General features: G+C 60.1%; 14 protein-coding genes and 1 pseudogene. 8 read left to right on the top strand and 7 right to left on the bottom strand.

Going from position 1 to position 17,147, the window contains the following annotated elements:
- Window position 1 precedes the first annotated feature (1 nt).
- The 3 genes from GSQ80_RS18240 to GSQ80_RS18230 all read left to right on the top strand — a co-directional run bounded on the left by GSQ80_RS18240 (window position 2) and on the right by GSQ80_RS18230 (window position 4,640).
- Complete coding sequence (locus tag GSQ80_RS18240; RefSeq protein ID WP_158789086.1) at window positions 2-1,606, top strand: glycosyl hydrolase family 39; 1,605 nt, start codon at window positions 2-4, stop codon at window positions 1,604-1,606.
- A gap of 4 nt (window positions 1,607-1,610) precedes the next feature.
- Window positions 1,611-2,948: a glucoamylase family protein gene (locus tag GSQ80_RS18235; RefSeq protein WP_158789085.1), complete on the top strand. Its 1,338-nt coding sequence runs from the start codon at window positions 1,611-1,613 to the stop codon at window positions 2,946-2,948.
- Between the two features lie 108 nt (window positions 2,949-3,056).
- Window positions 3,057-4,640: an MBL fold metallo-hydrolase gene (locus GSQ80_RS18230; RefSeq protein ID WP_158789084.1), complete on the top strand. Its 1,584-nt coding sequence runs from the start codon at window positions 3,057-3,059 to the stop codon at window positions 4,638-4,640.
- 57 nt (window positions 4,641-4,697) lie between these two features.
- Here GSQ80_RS18230 and hpnA read toward each other — a convergent pair whose 3' ends face one another.
- From hpnA to GSQ80_RS18200, 6 genes are all read right to left on the bottom strand, one after another.
- Entirely contained in the window at window positions 4,698-5,711 is a 1,014-nt protein-coding gene (gene hpnA / locus GSQ80_RS18225; protein WP_158789083.1) for a hopanoid-associated sugar epimerase, read from the bottom strand.
- Window positions 5,708-5,908: a hypothetical protein gene (locus tag GSQ80_RS18220; protein ID WP_158789082.1), complete on the bottom strand. Its 201-nt coding sequence runs from the start codon at window positions 5,906-5,908 to the stop codon at window positions 5,708-5,710. Before GSQ80_RS18220 ends, hpnA begins: the two co-directional genes overlap by 4 nt.
- 3 nt (window positions 5,909-5,911) lie before the next feature.
- Entirely contained in the window at window positions 5,912-6,370 is a 459-nt protein-coding gene (locus tag GSQ80_RS18215) for a hypothetical protein (protein WP_158789081.1), read from the bottom strand.
- A 2-nt stretch (window positions 6,371-6,372) separates the two neighbouring features.
- Window positions 6,373-7,527: an adenosyl-hopene transferase HpnH gene (gene hpnH, locus GSQ80_RS18210; RefSeq protein ID WP_158789080.1), complete on the bottom strand. Its 1,155-nt coding sequence runs from the start codon at window positions 7,525-7,527 to the stop codon at window positions 6,373-6,375.
- A gap of 126 nt (window positions 7,528-7,653) precedes the next feature.
- Entirely contained in the window at window positions 7,654-9,684 is a 2,031-nt protein-coding gene (gene shc / locus GSQ80_RS18205; protein WP_158789079.1) for a squalene--hopene cyclase, read from the bottom strand.
- A gap of 109 nt (window positions 9,685-9,793) precedes the next feature.
- Window positions 9,794-10,813 carry a 4-hydroxy-3-methylbut-2-enyl diphosphate reductase gene (locus GSQ80_RS18200; RefSeq protein WP_158789078.1) on the bottom strand — a complete coding sequence of 340 codons (1,020 nt, stop codon included), beginning with the start codon at window positions 10,811-10,813 and terminating at the stop codon, window positions 9,794-9,796.
- A gap of 67 nt (window positions 10,814-10,880) precedes the next feature.
- Here GSQ80_RS18200 and GSQ80_RS18195 point away from each other — a divergent pair, with 67 nt between their 5' ends.
- Window positions 10,881-12,311, top strand: a complete 1,431-nt coding sequence (locus GSQ80_RS18195) for a S41 family peptidase (RefSeq protein WP_158789077.1) — start codon at window positions 10,881-10,883, stop codon at window positions 12,309-12,311.
- 277 nt (window positions 12,312-12,588) lie between these two features.
- Here the strand turns inward: GSQ80_RS18195 and recN are convergent, their stop codons facing one another.
- Window positions 12,589-14,304 carry a DNA repair protein RecN gene (gene recN, locus GSQ80_RS18190; protein WP_158789076.1) on the bottom strand — a complete coding sequence of 572 codons (1,716 nt, stop codon included), beginning with the start codon at window positions 14,302-14,304 and terminating at the stop codon, window positions 12,589-12,591.
- Window positions 14,305-14,491: 187 nt separating this feature from the next.
- Between recN and GSQ80_RS18185 the strand changes: the two genes are divergently transcribed.
- The 4 genes and pseudogenes from GSQ80_RS18185 to GSQ80_RS23505 form a co-directional block, all read left to right on the top strand.
- A complete protein-coding gene (locus tag GSQ80_RS18185; RefSeq protein ID WP_158789075.1) occupies window positions 14,492-15,343 on the top strand; it encodes a MotA/TolQ/ExbB proton channel family protein in 852 nt (283 codons plus the stop codon).
- 2 nt (window positions 15,344-15,345) lie between these two features.
- Entirely contained in the window at window positions 15,346-15,753 is a 408-nt protein-coding gene (locus tag GSQ80_RS18180) for a biopolymer transporter ExbD (protein ID WP_158789074.1), read from the top strand.
- Between the two features lie 209 nt (window positions 15,754-15,962).
- On the top strand, window positions 15,963-16,748 hold the full coding sequence (locus GSQ80_RS18175) for an energy transducer TonB (RefSeq protein ID WP_158789073.1): 786 nt from the start codon (window positions 15,963-15,965) through the stop codon (window positions 16,746-16,748).
- A 126-nt stretch (window positions 16,749-16,874) separates the two neighbouring features.
- Window positions 16,875-17,147: pseudogene (locus tag GSQ80_RS23505) on the top strand (translocation protein TolB); the annotation flags it as partial.

Here is a 17,147-nt window from a genome sequence, read left to right as displayed (position 1 = left end):
AATGCACCCTGGAACCCTTCGCTCGCTTGCCTCTGCCCTCGCTGGAACTTTCCTCGCCGGCTCCCTTTCCCTCTCCGCCGTAGCTCAGAACCCCGCAGTCACATCTACCGACCTCGTCATCGACGCGCACAGTGCGACCACTCCCTTCCCCCACTTCTGGGAGAAGACCTTCGGCTCCGGCCGCGCCATCCTCGCCCTCCGCGCCGACTATCGCCAGGACCTCCACACCGTCAAGCTGGCCACCGACTTCCAGTCCATCCGCTTCCACGGCATCCTCGACGATGAAGTCGGCGTCTACGATCCCGCCCGCCAGACCAAGAACCCCGGCCTCGAAGCGCAGGCCGCGAACGATGCCTCCATCTACAACTTTTTCTACCTCGACGAGATCTACGACGGCCTCCTCGCCGAGCACGTCAAGCCCTACGTCGAGCTAAGCTTCATGCCCGAAAAGCTTGCCTCCAAACCCAATTCCCTACACACTTTCACCGGCAACCCCAACAACTCGCCCCCCAAGGACTACGCCGCTTGGGACGCGATGATGAAGGCCCTCGCCACCCACCTCATCGATCGCTACGGCATCGACGAAGTCTCCACCTGGAAGTTTGAAGTCTGGAACGAACCCAACCTCGACTTCTGGGGTGGTGAGCCCAAGCAGGAGACCTACTTCAAGCTCTACGACCACACCGCACGCGACCTCAAGTCCGTCTCTCCCCGTCTCCAGGTTGGAGGCCCCGCCACCGCGCAGGCCGCCTGGGTCACGCCGTTCTTGGCCCACGTCCACGCCGTCAACGCCCCCATCGACTTCGTCTCCACCCACGTCTATGCCAACGACACCGCACCCAACGTGCTTCACACCGACGAAGACGTTCCACGCCAGACCATGGTCTACCGCGCGGTCAAGATGGTGCATGACCAGGTCCTAGCATCGCCCTATCCGCAACTTCCACTCATCTTCTCCGAATACAACGCCAGCTATTCCAACGAGCCCAACGTCACCGACTCCACCTTCATCGGTCCCTGGCTCGCCAACACCATCCGGCTCTGCGACGGCCTCACCGACAGCATGGACTACTGGTCCTTCTCCGACGTCTTCGATGAGCAAGGCGTAGTCCGTACCCCGTTCTACGGCGGCTTTGGCCTGATCGCAGCGGAGGGCATTCCCAAGCCCGCGCTCAACGTCTTCCGCTCCCTCCACCAACTCGGCGACCAGCGCATCGCCCTCGACTCCGACTCTGCCCTCGCCACCAAAACCACAGACGGCAAGCTAGTCCTCGCCCTCTGGAACTACGCTCCTCCCACCGGCATCGGTCCCACCTACACGTGGCCGAAAGGCCCGGCAGGCCCACCCAAAACCTTCACCCTCAACCTCAAACACGTCGCCTCGAATGCATCAGTTGAAGTCCTGCGCGTCGATCCCGACCACGGCAACGTCCTCAAAGCCTTTGACGCCATGGGACGTCCACCCGGCGATCTCATGCCCGCGCAAGTCGAACAGCTCCGAGCCGCCGGCGCCATGGCACCTGCCGAGCACTTCCGCTTGCACGACGGTAAACTCGAACTAACAGTACCCGCACACGGCCTGGCCGTTGTGCTGATCGGAAAATAAAATCATGCAACGGCGCGATTGTCTCAAGCTCCTCGCCGGCGCTGCGCTCGCCCCGCGCCTCCACGCCTTCTCCCAAACTCCCTCGCAGGCTCCAGTCGATCTTCATCTCACACCCGAGCCCGCCCCGCACTACGTTCTCACCCACGACGACGAAGCCTTCCTCGACGACATGCAACGCCGCGCCTGCCACTTCTTCGTCGAGCAAGCCAGCCCCACCACCGGCCAGGTCCTCGACCGCGCCACCGCCAACAACACAGACGGCAAACTTGATCCGAACCGCCGTATGGCCAGCATCGCCGCCACCGGCTATGGCCTCGCTGCCCTTTGCATCGCCGACAAGCGCAAGTATTTCCCCCACGCCCAGCTCCGCGACCAGGTACTCCGCACCCTCCGCTTCCACGCCCACAAGCTCTACAACAACCACGGCTTCTTCTACCACTTCAACGACGTAGAAACCGGCGAGCGCATCGACCGCAACGAAGTCTCCTCCATCGATACCTCGCTGCTCCTTTGCGGCGTCCTCACCGCCCGTGCCCACTTCCACGACGACCCCGACATCAACCAGCTAGCCTCCTTCATCTACAACCGCGTCGACTGGCCCTGGATGCTCAACGGCGGCGACACCTTCTCCATGGGCTGGCATCCCGAGTCGGGCTTCCTCGACGCGCGTTGGAGCCACTATTGCGAGCTCATGATGATCTATCTCCTCGCCATCGGCTCACCCACCCACCCCGTCTCCGCCTCCAGCTGGAACGCCTGGGAGCGCGAGACCATCACCTACGACGGCCTTACCTACATCAGCGGCAACGATCCTCTCTTCACCCACCAATTCAGCCATGCCTTCTACGACTTCCGCAACAAGCGCGATCGCTACGCCGACTACTTTGCGAATTCCATAACGGCGACCCGAGCCCACCAAGCCTTCTGCCTCTCTCTCGGCAAGCCCTACTCGCCCGACTACTGGGGCATCAGCGCCTCCGACTACATCGACGGCTACACCGCCTGGGGTGGCCCCAACGCCGAAGGCAAAGGCTTCGGCCCCATCGACGGTTCCGTAGTCCCCAACGCCACCGCCGGCTCGCTACCCTTCCTCCCCGAAGCCTGCCTCCGCGTCCAGCGCGCACTCAAAGCCAACTACGGCGACAAGGCTTGGGGCCGCTATGGCTTCTGTGACGTCTTCCACCCGCAAGCCAACTACTACGACCCCGACGTCCTCGGCATCGATCTAGGCATCAGCCTGGTCATGGCCGAAAACCTCCGCACCAGCTTCGTCTGGGACACCTTCGCCCGCAACCCCGAAGTCCCCCTGGCCATGCGCCGCGCCGGCTTCCACACCACCTGAATCCCAACGGCTTTTGGCCGGCACATCCAGCCTGGACGAAGAAGATACCTTCGACTGTTGCGTTACGTCTAAGAATCAACGCAAACAGATGTGAAGAGGAGCCTCTAGATGCTCGCCACAATGCAGCGGTGTTTATGGCAGATGAAGAAGCGGCGTTCAATCACCACCGCCGTTCTGACCGGCGTGCTCCTAACGGCGGCATCGTGTGTCGCCCAAGGGAAGGCGGCAAGCAAAGCGGCCACCAAAGAACAAACGCCGGGATGCGAAGGGCTGAATGCGCGGGAGTGTTTACTTCGCGCGATCGAGGCAATGGGCGGCCGCGAGAAGCTAGCTGCAATCACGACGGAGCAGCTGGACCTAATAGGACACACCGAGTTAATGGAGCAGTCCTACCGACAGGCGCCGTTCATCACTTCCTATACACGCGATCAAATTACGGTGGACTTCACCGGCCAGCGAATGGTCCAGAAGACGCACGCCGTGTGGCCGGAGTCGGATCTGAAACAAGCCGACTCGGATTCAACATTAGTTGTAACCCCGGCAGGCGCTGTGTTTCGCGGCAGCAGCCAGGACTCCCCCAGTGATGCGGCCAGTCTCAGTTCCGCGCGTCAGGCGATGGTTCTCGGACCTGAAAAGATCCTGCTAACCGCTGCGGCCGCACCGGACCTACACTATGCGCCTGCCGAGACTCTCCGTCAGACGCCGCACACCGTCCTTGCTTTTACTTGGAACGGGATTCCCGTACGTGTGCTGCTGAATCGCTTCAACCACCTGCCCGACGCCGTCGAGACGAAGCAGGAATTCAACGACTTCTGGTATTACTGGGGCGATGTCGAGCAGCGAGTGTATTTCGATAACTGGCGCTGGATCGGTGGCGTGGAGTATCCCAGCAACCAGGTGACCGAAAGAAACGGCGCGGTGTGGAGTTCGACCCAGGCACTAGATATCGCCTTCAACAAGCCAATCAATGACAAAGATTTCGCGGTCGATGCAAAAGCGGCTGCCGTCAGCACCCAGCAGAAGGGCTGGAAAGGCGCCACCTTTCACGCCGCACAAAACAAGGTGCTGGCAGAAGGAGTCGATCTATTCCTGGGATCCTGGAATACGACGATCGTGAAGCAGACAGATGGGGTAGTAATTCTCGAGACGCCGATCTCCAGCTCGTTCACACAGGGAATTCTTGCCGAAGCGAAGAAGCGCTATCCGGATGCGCCAATTAAGGTCTTGTCCACATCAGACTCCTGGCCGCATGTAGGCGGAATACGGTTCGATGTCGCTCAGGGTCTGCCGGTATACATCCTGGATTTGAACGAGCCGTTATTGCAGCGCATGATATCCGCGCCCCACACCATCGATCCCGATGCATTGCAGACCGCAAACAAGCCGCCTCATTGGAAGATCGTCGCGGGTAGAACAGAGATCGGCGCGGGACCGAATCGCATGGTGCTCTATCCCCTGCGCGGCGCATCGACCGAGCGGCAGTACATGGTTTATTTTCCGGAACGCCGATTGCTCTACGCCAGCGACACACTCGTGGTGAACGATGACCACACACTGTATGACCCAGAGCTGTTCCACGAAGTGGTGGAAGCGGTAGAGCGGGAGCATCTTGTGGTGGACACGGTCTACGCGATGCACCAGGCGCCCGTGCCCTGGACTGAGGCTGTCGGGATGCTGCGGAAAACAACTTAGGCCGCAGCTTTCCCAGCCAGGTCAGTGCACGATTTCGAAATTGCTATAGCGCTCCACTCAGCACCCCGTGCAACTAATCCCAGTCTTATCCACGTACCCATTCTTATAAAACCAGGCGCACGCCGCCCGCAGCGCGCCCTCCACGCTCCCCACCTTCAGCCCCAACTCCCGCTCCGCTTTCGCCGAACTCGCAAACATCATCTTCCGCCCCATCTGCACGGCCTCCACCGTAGCCCGCGGCTCCTTGCCTCGCCACTTCCCCGTCACCGTTTCATCGCAATACGCAAACGCCATCGCAACCGCATGTGGCACCTTCATCGTCGGCGAAGGCAGCCCCGAAATCTTTCCCAGCCGATCCAGAATCTGCTTCAACGTCAGATTCTCTCCGCCCAAAATGTACCGCTCCCCGACCCGCCCACGTTCCAGCGCCACCAGATGCATCCGCGCAATCTCATCCACATCCACCAGGTTCAGTCCTGTATCCACGTACGCCGGAAAATTCCGATTCAGAAAGTCCACCACGATCCGCCCCGTAGGCGTCGGCTTCGTATCCAGTGCCCCAATCGGCGTCGTCGGATTCAGCACGATCACCTCCTGCCCTGCGCGCCCAGCCTCCAGCGCCACCTGCTCCGCCATCCACTTCGACCGCTTGTAGTGGCCAATCATATCGGCCTCACTCACCGCGGTCTCTTCGTCGACGACCGTCCCATCCATCTTGAAACCCATCGTCGCCACGCTGCTCGTATACACCACCCGCCGCACGCCCGCCTCGCGAGCCAGCCGCAACAACGACCGCGTCCCCTCAACATTCGCCTTGTACATCTCCGCCGGATCAGGCACCCACAGCCGATAATCCGCCGCGACATGAATCAGCGCATCACAACCCACCAACGCCGCAGCAAACCCCTCCGGCGAACGCAGATCCCCCACCACCACATCCGCATCCTTCGGCAGCCGCGAAGTGTCCGAGCTAGCCCGAGCCAACAGTCGCAGCTCCGCCCCCTGCGCCTCCGCAAGCTGCGCAACATGCGCCCCAACAAATCCGGTAGCTCCAGTAATAAAAAGCTTCATGCTTTGATCGGGCAAGCCGCACGCGCCCCAATCTCTCCAGCAACCGCTCCGCCCGTCGAAGTCAGAGTCAAACTCCGTGCCGACTCATCCGCAACCATCGTCAACGCCACACCCGGAGTCATGCCCAACGCGCCCGCAATGTCCTCAGGAATCGCAATGCATCCGCAACTCTGGATCACAATCTCACGGGTCGTCATCGCTTAGTCGAGCTTCTCGGGCTCAATCTGAATGTTCGTCTCGCCCGCCGCCTTCTTCTCCCAGTACTTCTTGATCCAGGCCTCGAAGGTTTTGCCCGCCGCCGTATCGCGCCCCGTAAACTGCAGCGCCGCGATATCCGCATAACTGATCATCACGCGTTCCACCGGCACGCCAGCCTTCGGCGTAGGAATAATCCGTACCAGCGAAGCCTCGAGCGTGGGCTCACTGCGCCGGTCATAAAGATAGCCTTCAACAGTCGTCCCGTCCTTGCGCGTCACCGTCACATCGCCGCGAAAATCAAACGCCTTTTCCAGCGCCTCACGCACCTCGGCCTCAGTCGCCAGCTCAGGAATCCATCCCTCCAGATTCTCCCGCTCGCGCCCCGCAATCACTTCCACATCATCGGCAGACGTATTCCGCAGCTGCTCGATCTTCAAATGCTCCTGCTGTGCTGTCGCCATCTTTAGTCTCCCGCCACGCTGGATGTCTCGTTCACCGAAGTCGTAACAACAACCGCGGTAGGCTGATCACCGATCTGTACCAGAGGCCCATGCCCCGCAACCGGCCACTCATTCAGCAGCTTTTGCGCGCCTGCATCCTCATACAGCGACGGGAACATATACCGCTTCGCCGTAGCAACAAATCCCTTCAGCGAGCCAAAGTTGTAGTCCACCGCCGAAGCCTCATGCCCCGAGTGCACCATGCAGTTCGCGCACTGCGGATTCCCGCTCTTGGCTCCGTAGTTCGCCCAATCCACCGTATCCAGCAACTCCTGAAACGTGTCCGCGTATCCATCCTGCAGCAGGTAGCAAGGCTTCTGCCACCCAAAGATCGAGTACGTCGGCATGCCCCAAGGCGTGCACTCAAAATCCTGCTTGCCCATCAGGTATTCCGCAAACAGCGGATGCGTATTGAACTGCCAGCTCTTCTTCCGATTCGACAGGATTGCCCGAAACATCTTCCGCGACCGCGCCTTCCCAAGAAAATGATTCTGGTCCGGAGCCTTATCGTACGTATACCCCGGCGACACCATCATGCTCTCAACGCCCGTAGCCATCAGCTCATCAAAGTGTGCGCGAACAGAATTAGGATCCGCTCCATCGAACAGCGTAGTATTCGTCGTCACGCGGAACCCCGCAGCCACCGCCGCGCGAACACCCTCCATCGCGATGTCATGCCCGCCCTCGCGGCACACCGACATATCGTGATGCTCCTTCTGCCCATCCACATGCACCGAGAAGCTCAAGTACTTCGACGGTGTGAACAGGTGCAGCTTCTCCTTCAGCAGCAGCGCATTGGTACACATGTACACGTACTTCTTGCGCGCCACCAACCCCGCCACAATCTCCGGCATATCCGGATGCAGCAACGGCTCGCCGCCCGGGATCGACACCATCGGCGTCCCGCACTCTTCCACTGCCTTGAAGCACTGTTCCGGCGTCAACTGCGCCTTCAAAATATGTGCGGGGTACTGAATTTTGCCACACCCGGCGCACGCCAAATTACAACGAAACAGCGGCTCGAGCATCAGCACCAGTGGATACCGCTTCCGCCCTGAAAGCTTCTGCTTCAGAACGTACGTGGTCACCGTGAACATCTGCGAGATGGGAATTCCCATGCTGAACGACTCCTTATCCTTCAAAAACCTTTGCCCTACGCGCTGCCAAAAACCTTTGCCCTACGCGCTGCGATCTAGCAATTCAATCTAACGATTCGATGTCCCAACCAGCCCGTACGCTTCGCCTTACGCGTCCTGCTCCTCGCGCTCCATGGCCTTGCGATACGTCGTCAGCGCCAGCAGCGGGAAGTACTGCTTATACAGGTGATACCCCAGGTAAAACACCCGCGGAAATCCTGTTCCAGTGTAGTAGCTTTCACCGTTTCTTCCTGGCATAAGCTCAGCCCAGGAACCATCCTCGTGCTGTCTCTCGATCAGCCACCGAATGCCCTTCGCTACAGAGTCCGACCGCGTATCATTCGCCGCCAACAACCCAAGCAACGCCCACGCCGTCTGGCTAGGCGTCGACGGCCCAACCCCGCGCTGGTTCGGATCATCGTATGTTCCGCACGTCTCGCCCCAACCGCCATCGGCATTCTGCACCATGCGAATCCACTCGGCCGCCTGCTGCACCGCAGGCTCCAGGTACGAGTACTCCATCGCCTGCAGACCACGCAGCACCAGGAATGTCCCATACAAATAATTCACACCCCAGCGCCCAAACCAGGCACCGTCCGACTGCTGCTCGCGCAGAATAAACTGCACAGCCTTTTCCACGCGCTTATCCCGCCGCGTGTAGCCGTAGCTCGCCAGCATCTCCAGGATGCGTCCCGTAATGTCTACCGAAGGCGGATCAATCATCGCGTTATGGTCAGCGAACGGAATCGACTCAAACATCTTCTTCGTGTTGTCTTTATCGAACGAAGCCCATCCACCGTTCTTGCACTGCATCGCGAAGACCCACTCCACGGCCCTCTGCGTCACCTCATACTGATACCGTTCGCGCGGATTATCCACGGCCTTCAGCGCCAGCAGCACCTCGCCCGTATCATCCACATCCGGCTGATGGTCGTTGTTGAAGAAGAAGCACCAGCAGCTCGCCTCAACATTCTTCACGTTGTGCGACCAGTCGCCCTTGTATCGAATCTCCTTGGACAGCAGCCAGTCCGCCGCCTTTACCAGCCGCGCATCGTTCGTAGCCAGCCCCGTCTCCCCCAAGGTAGACAACACCTGCGCCGTATCCCACACCGGCGAAAAGCACGGCTGCATCCGGAACGTCGGCGTCGGATACTCCAGCGTCCCCTCCGGGCAATCAATCCCCAGTTTCTCAAACTCGTCCATCGCGCGAATCACCTGCGGGTCATCCTTCGAGTACCCCAGGTACACCAGCGCCACAATCGCATTCAGCATAGCCGGATAGATCGCGCCCAAACCATCCGAACGCTCAAAGTGATCCAGCATCCACTGCTCTGCCTTTTTCAGTGCCATCGTGCGCAGCGGCCGAATATGCACCCGCTCCGACCAGTGCGCCAGCCGATCCGTAAACAAAAAGAAGTTGCGCCACGAGATGATGTGCTTGCGGTCCAGCCTCAAATACAAATTCGCGTTCTCGCGGCCACCCACGAACAGCTCATCAATCGTCTGCTCCGGAGCCAGCTTCTTGAACGGCTTCTTCGCATAAATAATTGACAGCGGCACAAGGATCGCCCGCGACCACGCGCTGATCGCGTAAATATTGAAGTAGAACCAGTTCGGAAACAGCAGCATCTCCGGCGGAACTGCCGGCACCGCATCGTAGTCGTACTGCCCCAGTGAGCACAGATACATCTTCGTGAACGTGTTGCATTCGGTCACGCCACCCAACTCCAGCACCTTGTTCCGAGCCTTCACCATCACCGGATGTTCCGCAGTCCAGCCCATCAGCTTCAGCGCCAGGTAGCACTTCACCCCGTAGTTCACATTGCTCGGGCCACCCGGATAAAGACTCCATCCACCATCATCATTCTGGTGGCGCAGAATCTCGTTAACCGCGCGCTCCATCCTGCCCTTATCGCCCGTTCCGAGCAGCGTGTGCATGTAGATGTAATCAGCCTCGAGCATCGAATCAGCCTCGAGCTCCCCACACCAATACCCGTCCTCATGCTGCTGACCCATCAGCCACGCCGCCGCTTTGCCGATACCCTCGCTCACCCGCTCCATCGCAAGGTCGAGCCGCCCGAACCGAGGCTGCGTCGTCTGTTTCGTTTTTCTCTGCGGGTTAACTGTCTCTATACTCATAAATTTCAGATGCAACACATCACTGCCAGGCCTCAAGTCCCAGTGGTTCTATCCATCAACAGCCGCTTTCAAAAGCCGCTTCCCAATGAATCACCAACCGCTCTCGAAACTAATAGCTTGCCGGCCGCGCTGGCGCTGCCGCGATCGCCGAAACGATCTCCGGCGGCAATCCAAAACGCACATTCTCCGGCATCACTTCAACCTCTTCAACCGATCCATATCCCTTGCCCTGCAGGTATGCCACTACCTCCTGAACCAGGATCTCCGGTGCCGACGCGCCCGCGGTGATCGCCACCGTAGCCACGCCCTCAAGCCACTCCGGCTTGATATCTTCTGCCTTGTCAATCAAATACGAATGTGTCCCGATATTGTGCGACACCTCGACCAGCCGATTCGAATTCGAGCTATTGCGCGACCCGACTACCAGCACCAAATCGGCACCGTGCGCAACATTCTTGACCGCCGTCTGGCGATTCTCCGTCGCATAACAAATATCCTGCGCATGCGGCCCGGCGATGTTCGGAAACTTCTTGCGCAAGGCCTCAATCATGTACCGCGCCTCATCCAGCGAGAGCGTAGTCTGCGTCAGATACGCCACCTTATTGGGATCCGGCACCACCAGCGCCTCAACCTCTTCCACTGTCGACACCACCTGCGTCACATCCGGCGCCTCACCCTGCGTTCCCTGGACCTCTTCATGGTCCCGATGCCCCACTAGCACCAGCGAATATCCCTGCTTGGCAAACTTGATAGCCTCAATATGTACTTTGGTAACCAGCGGGCATGTCGCGTCAATCACCTTCAGGCCGCGCTCTTTCGCCCCCTGCCGCACCGCCGGGCTCACTCCATGGGCCGAGTAAATCACCCGCGCGCCCGCCGGCACCTCGTCCAGCTCGTTGACAAAGATCGCGCCCTTTTGCGCCAGATCATTCACCACGTAGCTGTTGTGCACAATCTCTTTACGCACGTAAATCGGCGCCCCAAACGTGTCCAGGGCAATCTGCACGATATCGATCGCGCGCACCACCCCCGCACAGAAGCCTCTCGGCTTTAGCAGGAGAACTTTTTTGGTGGTGGTTTCGCCGGGGTTCTTATGGGCGTTTGCGGGAGAGGCGGTAAGGTTACTCACAGGTTAAGTATACCCTCTCCGGCCCTTGATAGCACCGGAGTACACCCCCTGGTGTGAACCACAAACGGTGCAAATCTTCCTGGACCGCGCCCCCCTCAAAATCACCCTGCTGGCAACCATTCCGCTATACTTCGGCAACCCTAAATCTGCTTCGGAGAGAAACTTAGTGCAGCTTCGCCTCATTCTGCCCCTCACCCTCTGCCCCCTTCTGTTTTCCGCGACAATTCTCCGCTCCCAGCAGACCACGCCTCCCCGCCCGATGGACAGCAACGAACTTGGCCGCGCCCACGCCATCCTCCGCCAGGCCTACACCGAGGTGAAGAAGAATTATTACGATCCCACCTACCATGGCGTGGATCTCGATGCCTCCTACAAATCGCTCGACACGCGCATGGACTCCGCCCAGACGATCAATGACACCTTCCGCGTGATCGCCGCCTTCCTCCTCCAACTCCACGACTCCCACACCTTTTTCCAGCCGCCCGTCCGGACCAACCATTCCACGTTTGGCTACGAGATGGAAATGGTGGGCGACAAATGTTTTATCACGCACGTTCGCCCGGGCACCGACGCGGCCACCAAGCTGCACGTCGGTGATCAGGTCCTGGCCCTCAACGGATTTGCCGTGAAGCGCGCGGACTTCATCAACATGCGCTATTTCTTTCAAACCCTCTCCCCCGCTCCCTACGAAAACCTGAATCTTCTAAGTCCCACCGGGGAACGGCGTCAGGTGACCATCCAGGCTCTCATTCAACGTGGCGCGAAGATCGTCGACTTAACGGAAGAAGGCTCGGCAAATTTCTGGCAGCTAGTGCGAGCCGATGAGGAGATGGACCATCTCAACCGCGAACGCTATTACGAAAGCGGCGACCTGATCGTTTGGAAGATGCCCAGCTTCGAGGTCGATGTCACCGACTTGGAAAAAATGTCTTCGAAGGTCCGAAAGCACCAAACCTTGGTGCTCGACCTCCGCGACAATCCCGGTGGTTTCGAGGACTCGCTCAAGTACATGGTGGGCCAGGTCTTCGACCACGATGTGACAATTGCAGACCGCGTTTCGCGAAAGGACACCAAACCAATCGTTTCGAAGACCTGGGGCCACGCCGCATTTGCGGGTAAGCTGATCGTCCTCGTAAACAGCCAGTCAGCATCGGCCGCCGAGCTCTTCGCACGCGTCATCCAACTTGAGAAGCGAGGTCAGGTCATCGGCGATCAGTCTGCCGGCGCGGTCATGGAAGCTCATGACTCCGATGAGTTTCTGGGCACGGACTCAAGAATCTACTACGGCTTCTCCATCACCTCCGCCAATCTCATCATGAAAGACGGCAAGAGTCTCGAAAACACAGGTGTAACCCCCGACGAGCAGGTGATTCCAACAGCTCAGGACTTGGCAGACGGCAAAGATCCAGCCCTCGCCCGCGCAGTTCAGCTGGCAGGCGGAACGCTCGACCCCACGGCAGCCGGCAAACTCTTCCCCCACGAGTGGCCCACGCTCTAGACCCGCTCTTGGCAAATCATCTGCCCGAACACCCCTCATGCTTGCAGTCGCACTTGATCGACATCATGCTCTTGCTGTCCTCGCAAATCTGCGAACAATACTTTTTGCCATCCGAACAGACACAGGTACAAGCCGTGTGCGCGCATTTCTTCGGTTCAGCCATAATTAAACCCTCCTTGGGCGTTGCCTCTTGAGAAGCCTCCCAACCCAATCAGGTTGTCCCACGCTCTGACTCATCACCGCTCCCTCGCTCGCCGTCCGCGCAGGACCCGCCGCTCTAAACTCCCGCCGTCCGCGCAGGACGACCTGCGGACGACAGCATCTGCTCAGCATGCCTCCGGCTGCTCTCCGTCAAATTCGCGCCCGACAGCATCCGCGCAATCTCCTCCACGCGCTCCTCCCGCTTCATCCGACGCACCCCCGTATGCGTCCGTCCCCCGCTCTCACCCTTCTCAATCAGGAAATGCTGATCCGCAAACGCCGCAATCTGCGGCAGATGCGTAATGCAGATCACCTGTTGCGCCTCAGACAGCGTCTTCAGCTTCTGCCCCACAGCCTCCGCCGCCCGTCCCCCAATGCCAATATCGATCTCATCGAAAACCAGCGTCCGCGGCAACGCCATCTTCCGCCGCTTCGCCGCAGCATTCGCACCCTCTTCCACACTCACCTTCAGCGCCAACATCACCCGGCTCATCTCACCCCCCGACGCGATCTCCGTCAGCGACTTCAGCGGTTCTCCCGGATTAGTCGCGATCCGGCACTCCACCCGATCCCATCCGTGCGCCGTCCACGCCTCGACATCCTCGCGCGGCGTCACCCCCACCTCAAACTTGGCGTTCATCGCCAGCTCATTAATCTGCCGCTCCGCCGTCTTGGCTAGCTTCTTCGCCGCCGCGATTCTCTCCGCCGACAGCTTCCTCGCAACCACCATGTACTTCGCCGCGGCAATCGTCAGGTCCTTCTCCAACTCCGCCAGCCGAGCATCCCGATTCTCCAAATCCGCCAGCTTCGAGGCCACGTCCGCCCCAAACGCAATCACCTCACCCAGGCTGCTCCCATACTTCCGCTTCAGCCGATCCAGCGCGGCCAACCGGTCCTCAATCTCCCCCAACCTCTCAGGCGACGCCGTCACCTTTCCCGCAAAATCCCTCAACGTAGCAGCCGCATCCTCGACGCTAGCCTTCGCCGCCGCCAGTTGCCCTGCAGTCTCCTTGAACTGCTCATCAAACTTCGCCAAATCCTCGACGTGCCGAAGCGCCCCACCCAGCAGCGTCTCCGCCGAAACTTCCGCCTCATACAGCAACTCCTGCGCCGCGGTAGCTCCGGCAAACAGCCGCTCAGAGTTCGCCAGGACCCGTTTCTCCGTCTCCAGCCGCACATCCTCTTCCGCGTCAGTAATCCCCGCCGATTCAATCTCTTTGGCCTGAAAGCTCCACAAGTCCATCAACCGCAGCCGATCCTGCTCCACGCTCTGCAGCTCCCGGATCTTCGCCTCGAGCTCCTTCCACCGCCCAAACGCCGCGCCAACCTCTTCGCTGCTGACATCGCCAAACCGATCGAGCAGCATCCTCTGCTGCGCTGCGTCAAACGCCACCAGCGTCTCCGACTGCGCATGCACCAGCGCCAACTCCGGCGCCAGCAGCCGAAGCACCCCAACGGTAGCGGGCTGATTGTTCACGAACACCCGTCCCTTACCCGACCCCGCAATCTCGCGCCGCAGCAGGATCTCATCCCCTTCCGGATCGATCCCATTCTCCTCCAGAATCTCTTCAGCCCCCGGCGTGGTCTCAAACACGCACCCCAGCACGGCCTTCTCCGCCCCAAACCGCACCACGTCACTCGACGCTTTCCCACCCAGCAGCAGCGCCAGCGCGTCAATCAAGATCGACTTGCCCGCACCCGTCTCCCCGGTCAACAAGTTCAACCCCGGCCCAAACTCGGCGACCGCGTGGTCAATCACGGCATAGTTCTCTGCGCGCAGCTCCAGCAGCATCTCTTGGTCTCTTTCACGCAAGAGCATAGCAGGCCACACGATCCACAGCCTCTCCTGCCCGCAACTTTTGCATCTCAACGCATCGACAGCCCAAAACTCCTGCACTTTGTCCAAAAACCATCACGCCGAGCATCTACCTGGGTTCTCACTCCCACCCTCATACCCAGTTACACTTAATCCGACGCCTATGACCCTGTTAGCTTTCGCTCTTTTCCTGCAAGACGCCGCCACGCAAGCCCCAACCGACGTCTCGCTCGGCCCCCCTCCTGCCGGACAATCCTCCAGCGCTCTCGTGGAGATGCTGCACAACAGCGGCCCCACCGCGCTCGCCGTGCTCGGCCTCCTCGTCATCATGAGCGTCCTCTCCTGGTCCGTCATGATCTCCAAGTGGCGCTCCTTCAAGGCAGCCGACACCCAGAACCGCCGCTTCATCCGAGCCTTCCGCAAGTCCGGCCGCCTCTCGGAAATCGCCGCCATCGCCGACCAGTTCAAGCCCAGCCCGCTCGTCGCTGTCTTCAACGAAATCAACGACGAGTACCAGCGCCAAAGCGGCGGCCGCGGCATACCCCCCAACCCCCAGGGCCTCGAGCGCGCCGCCCAGACTGCCGCCAGCGAAGCCCTCAGCTCGATGGAACGCCGCATGACCTGGCTCGCCACCATCGCCCAGGTCGGCCCGTTCGTCGGCCTCTTCGGCACCGTCATGGGCATCATCGACGCCTTCCACGGCCTCGGTGCCGAAGGCGCCGCCACCCTCCGCGCCGTCGCCCCCGGTATCTCGGAAGCCCTCATCACCACAGCCGCCGGCCTCGTCGTCGCCGTCCCCGCCGTCATGGGCTACAACCAGCTCACCGCCCGCCTCCGCGAGTTCGCCGCGCGCATGGACGACTTCGGCCGCGAGCTCCTCAACGCCATCCAGAACGCCGCACTCTTCCAGCCCCAACAGCCCGGCAACCCGCCGCCCTACGGTGAAGATCGTCGCCGGCCCCCGCAGCCCGGCACCCAGCTGCCGCCATTCCCCAACGATCGCCGGAGTTCCTAACCATGGCCTTCAGCACCAACGGCAAAACCACCACCGCCATGTCCGACATCAACATCACGCCGCTGGTCGACGTGGTCTTGGTTCTGCTCCTCATCTTCATGCTCACCGCCCCTGTTCTGCAGAGCGGCATCCAGGTCGCCGTCCCCCACACCCGCCTCGTCTCGCAACTCAGCGAAGTCCACCTCGTCGTCACCATCGACAAGGACCAGAACGTCTTCCTGCAGGACAAGCCCGTCAACATCCACAACCTCTCCGCGGTCCTAGCCCAGAATCCCGCAAACGAAAAGAAAGTAATCTACGTCCGCGCCGACGAAGCAGTCCCCTTCGGCGCCTTCGCTTCCGTAATGGATGCCGTCAAACGAGCCGGCATCAGCAACATCAGCATCGTCACCCAACCGCTGCAAAGATAGTTGTCGGTTATCAGTTCTTCGTTCTCAGTTGTTGTCGTTGCCTTTGTTTTTCCGGCTGTCATCCCGCAGGGATCTGCTGTTGCACTTGTTTTTCTTTCTGTCATTCCCTTTGGGAATCTGCTTCTTCTGTTGCTTGTTCTACTTCGCGAAACGTGGCCAACTTCGCGCCCTTTGCGTCAAGGCTTTTGCTCTTTCTGTACTGAACGAACATGACCACCCAAGCCATCTCGCCACTCTCTCCGGACGATCAATTCCGCCGCGGCGTCATCGGCGCGATCGCGCTCCACATCCTCATCGTCTTAGTCTTCATCGGCGTCGGCATCTATCTCAACCACACCAGCAACCACTGGGGCGAAAACGCCTCCGAGGCCGGCTCCATCCAGGCCTCCATGGTCTCGGCCATCCCTCTACCCGAGAAAGCCAAGCCCGTAGACAAATCCGTTCTCACGCCCGAAACCGTCAGCCCCGCGCCCCTTCCTCCACCCAAGGAAGCCGCTGCACCTCCGCCCCGCGAAACTGACATCCTGGTCAAGGCCAAGGACCAGCCCAAGAAGCTAGGCCCTGTCCCCACGCCCGCTCCGCCCAAGCATCCGCAACCCACGCCTCCCAGCGCCAAAGCCCAGACCGGCGAGAGCGCAACCCAGCTCCCGCAATCCATGACGCAACTGAAAAACGGCTCCGCCACGCTCACAGTGCAGAGCCGCACCTTCGGCGCACGCTATGCTTATTACGTGGAGGCCGTCGGTCGCGTCATCGCGCAAAACTACTTCACCCAGGAAGTCGACCCGCGCAGCTCCGAAGGTAAAAGTGTCATCATCGCCTTCGACATCGAGCGCGACGGTTCCATCGCCAACGTCCGCATCGAGAACCGCAGCGGCTCACCCACGCTCGACACCGCGGCCATGCGCGCGCTGCAACGTATCGACTCCTTCGGGCCACTTCCCGAAGGCGATCACATCACCATCGAGGACAAGTTTGATTACAAGCATCAGTAACGGTACCTCACCCCTTCGCACCTGCTTGAATTTGCAGTACTTTTCTCCTACGCCCGAATATTTTTCCACGCAGATTTCTATGCGTGCACCCTCACTTCCGGCATCACACCTATTGGAGAAACGCTAGTGAATCTTTCCGTACGACGCTGGTCAGCACGAGCCGCCCTATCACTGCTCGCCACTCTCCCCATCTTGCTCTCCGCCTCTGCCCTCAACGCACAAGACACCTTCCACCTCGAGACCAGTTCCGGCGCCACCAGCATCCGCCTCGCCGCAGCCAACTTCAAAGCCTCGTCCGCCAACGGCGATGCCTACAAGAACACCTTCGACACCGTCCTCTACTCCGACCTCGCCAACTCCGGCATCTTCGACATGGTCTCGAAGAGCCTCGCGCCGCAG

The sequence above is a fragment of the Granulicella sp. L46 genome (genome assembly GCF_009765785.1).
Taxonomy (GTDB): Bacteria; Acidobacteriota; Terriglobia; order Terriglobales; family Acidobacteriaceae; genus Granulicella.
Note: the sequence above shows the minus strand (reverse complement) of the source record. Positions and strands in the feature narration are given on the sequence as shown.